Below are 3,440 nucleotides of genomic sequence, written 5' to 3' on the forward strand. Positions count from 1 at the left end.
CTTCCGGCCTTCTACGAGGCCGGAAGGGGGGGGGCCCGGGGGAGCCCCGCGCCGCGCCCCCGGCGCGGGGGGCCGCGGGGGGCCCCGCCCGGGCCCGCGCGCCCGCGCCCGGCCCCCCGGCCCGGGCACGGCCGACACCCTGCCCGGCATCCCCCGGCCGCGCCGCGAAGGACCGGCCGCCGACCCGATGGACGAACTCGCCGAACGCCTCGACGTGTTCGTCGCCGCCGCCGTCCACCCCGACGAGATCGCGGCCGTGCTGGAGTCCGACGGCATGACCGACGAGTACATCCGGCTCACCTACGGCCGCCACGACTCCTTCGCGCTCGCCGAGGAGCTCTACGCCCGGGTGCCCCGCGCCTTCCCGGAACCCGTCGACGTCCCCGACCCCTGGAAGGTCTCCCTCACGGCCTGCCTGCTGCGCGGAGTGATCTTCGCGCTGCCCGGCCTGGCCTACGTACTCGGCGCGCCCCTCCTCGAAGGCCCCCCGGACCGGCTGGGCCTGCCCGCCGGGACGGTGACCCTGCTCGCCGGGGCCCTCATCGGCTGGGTGTGGGACCAGGCCCTGTCCCACCGGGCCTACTCCTGGCTCGGCCTCGGCGACCGGGCCGCCGCGGGGCGGACCCTGCTCCTCGGCGCCCCCGCCGGATCCCTGCTGGGCACCGCCGCCGCCATGGCGGTGCCCGGCGGGCCGCCGTTCTCCTACGCCTTCGCCGCCGGACAGGCCCTCTACGTCGGGGCCGCCACCGTCCTGCTCGTCCTCGGCCGCGAACGCGTCCTGCTGCGCGCGCTCGGGCCGATGGCCGCAGGCGCCCTGCTCGCGCTCTTCGTGGACCTGCCCGTGCCGGTCCGGGTCACCCTCCTCGTGGTGTCCCTGCTCGCCGCCTGCACCCTGGCCGTACGGGAACTGCCGCTGGCCGACGGCGTACGGGCGGCCGTGCGCCGGATCCGGGGCTGGGCCGAGCGCCGGCTGGGCGAGGGCCCGGTCCGCTGGCGGATGCTGCGGGGCGCCGAGGAGGAGTTCCGGCCGCGCGGGCCCCGGCTCGCGGACTCCGTGCCCTACGGGGTCTTCGGCCTCGGCACCGGCCTGCTCGTCCTGTACGCCGCCCTCGGGGAGGTCCTCGCCGGCGGCCCGGCCGAGGCCGTCGCCGCCCCCTCGGCGGTGGCCCTCACCCTCAGCATGGGCCCCGCCGAATGGCTCCTCCACAGGTTCCGCAGCGGCAGCCTCGCCGGGCTGCGGGCGGCCCGCTCGCCCCGGGCCTTCTGGCACCGGATGCTCGTCACCCTGGTCCGCTGCCTCGCCGTGTACCTGGTGGTGCTGCTGGCCCTGGGCCTGACCGGAACCCTGCTCTGGCCGGGCGCCCCGGGCCTCACCGCGGTCCGCGTCGCCACGCTGCTGCTCCTCGGCACCGTGATGTGGACCGGGCTGCTCCTGCAGTCCTTCGGCGCGGTCCGGCCGGCGGCCGCGGTCTGCGCCTCCGCCGCGATCGCCCAGAGCGCGGCCCTGCTGACCGGGCTGGGACAGCCCAGGCTGGTACAGCTCGTGGTGGCCGGCACGGCCGCCGCCGCACTGGGCGTACTGGTCTGCCTGCTCCTCGGCCGTGCGACCGCGCACCGCTGACCGCACGGCCCTGAGAACGCCCGAGCCGCGCGGGAACACATGAGAACGCCCGAGAACGCCCAGAACACCCAGAACACCTAGAACGCACGAGAACGCACGAAGAAGAAGGACGTCATGCTGCTGGTGCCCCTCTACGAGCACCCCGCCGACCGGCCCGAGGCCTGGGAGCGGCTCATCAGCGCCGCGGGCCGGCTGCACTCGGTGGTGCTCAACCCCGACAGCGGGCCGGGCGAGGCTCCCGACGAACGGTTCGCCCTGGTCTCCGAGCGGCTGCGCGATGCCGGGGTGCCCGTCCTGGGGTACGCCGACACCGACTACGGGCGGCGCCCCCACGCGGCCGTGGTGCGGGACCTGCTGCGCCACCGCGACTGGTACGCCACCGACGGGGCCTTCCTCGACCAGGCCGCCGCCGGCCCCGAACTGCTGCCGCACTACGGCCGTCTCGCCATCGCCGCCCGCGCCGCGGGCGCCCGTACCCTCGTCCTCAACCACGGCGTCCACCCGCACCCCGGCTACGCGGCGCTCGCCGACCTCCTCGTCACCTTCGAGGGCCCCTGGGACGCCTACCGGGACGCGGCCGAGGCACCCCCCTGGACCGCCGACCATCCCCCCCACCGGTTCTGCCACCTCGTCTACGCCGTCCCGCCGGGCGCGTCCGCCGCCGAGCTCGCCGGGCAACTGGCCACCCAGCGCGGAGCCGGGGTGCACTGCGCGGTCCCCGGGACCGGCGCGCACCCGTGGGGGACCCTGCCCTACGTCCTGGAGGCGGCGGGATGAACCGTTTCCGCGCCCGCCTGCTGCTCCTCGTACCGCTCCTGCTGCTCGCCGCCTGTACGGCCGAGCCGGACGACGAGGCGCCCGGGCCGTGGCCCGACCAGGCACCGGGAGAACGCTGGCAGCCCCGGCCCGGGACCGGCTGGCAGTGGCAGCTCACCGGGAAGCTCGACACCTCGGTGAACGCGCCGGTCTACGACCTCGACGGATTCACCACCACCAAGGAGCAGGTCACGGCCCTGCGGAAGGCCGGCCGCAGGACCATCTGCTACCTGTCCACCGGAGCCTGGGAGGACTTCCGCCCGGACGCGGACGCGTTCCCGAAGGAGATGCTCGGCAAGGGCAACGGCTGGGAGGGCGAGCGCTGGGTGGACATCCGGCGGCTGACCGAGCTGGAACCGCTGATCGCCGAACGGTTCGACATGTGCCGCGACAAGGGGTTCGACGCGGTGGAACCCGACAACATGGACGCCTACCGCAACACCTCGGGCTTCCCGCTCACCGCCGAGCACCAGCTCGCGTACAACCGGCTGATCGCGAAGCTCGCCCACGACCGGGGCCTGGCCGTCGGCCTGAAGAACGACCTGGACCAGATCCCGCAGCTGGTCGGCGAGTTCGACTTCGCGGTCAACGAGCAGTGCGCGCAGTACCGCGAGTGCGAGAAGCTGACCCCCTTCATCGAGGCGGGCAAGGCCGTCTTCCACGTGGAGTACGAGCTGTCGGCGGACCGCTTCTGCGACCGCTCGCGCGAGTTGAAACTGAGCTCTCTGCAGAAGCGGTACGACCTCGACGCGTGGCGCCGCGCTTGCGGTTAGCTCCGCTGGTCCAGCCTCGCCGACCGGTTCGGCTGCGCCGTAGCCAAAGCCAGCCCCTCCGGAGCCAAACCCAGCCCCTCCGGCGTTTGAGGAGCGGGGCCGGGCAGAGCCCGGTGCCCGGCGGAGCCGGGTTCGGGGGGGGGGGGGGGCCCCCCCCCCCCCCCCCCCGCCCCCCCCCCCCCGGGGGGGGGCGGCGGCGGCGCCGGGGGGGGGGGCCGGGGCGGCCCGCG

At 75.9% G+C, this 3,440-nt stretch carries 3 protein-coding genes; all 3 read left to right on the plus strand.

All coding sequences use genetic code 11. The features are described 5' to 3' along the window. Positions 1–187: 187 nt before the first annotated feature. Complete coding sequence (locus tag AB0D94_RS37620) at positions 188–1,621, plus strand: hypothetical protein (protein WP_362062429.1); 1,434 nt, start codon at positions 188–190, stop codon at positions 1,619–1,621. Between the two features lie 114 nt (positions 1,622–1,735). Next, on the plus strand, positions 1,736–2,398 hold the full coding sequence (locus AB0D94_RS37625; protein WP_362062432.1) for a spherulation-specific family 4 protein: 663 nt from the start codon (positions 1,736–1,738) through the stop codon (positions 2,396–2,398). Next, on the plus strand, positions 2,395–3,210 hold the full coding sequence (locus AB0D94_RS37630) for an endo alpha-1,4 polygalactosaminidase (protein ID WP_362062436.1): 816 nt from the start codon (positions 2,395–2,397) through the stop codon (positions 3,208–3,210). Before AB0D94_RS37625 ends, AB0D94_RS37630 begins: the two co-directional genes overlap by 4 nt. The last annotated feature ends 230 nt before the right edge of the window (positions 3,211–3,440 follow it).

The sequence above is a fragment of the Streptomyces sp. NPDC048255 genome (assembly GCF_040652415.1).
Lineage (GTDB): Bacteria > Actinomycetota > Actinomycetes > Streptomycetales > Streptomycetaceae > Streptomyces.

Bases quoted from the DNA above. Each gene is read 5' to 3' on its own strand.
- AB0D94_RS37625 (WP_362062432.1), top strand. From the start codon at position 1,736: ATGCTGCTGGTGCCCCTCTACGAGCACCCCGCCGACCGGCCCGAGGCC.
- AB0D94_RS37630 (WP_362062436.1), top strand. From the start codon at position 2,395: ATGAACCGTTTCCGCGCCCGCCTGCTGCTCCTCGTACCGCTCCTGCTG.
- AB0D94_RS37620 (WP_362062429.1), top strand. From the start codon at position 188: ATGGACGAACTCGCCGAACGCCTCGACGTGTTCGTCGCCGCCGCCGTC.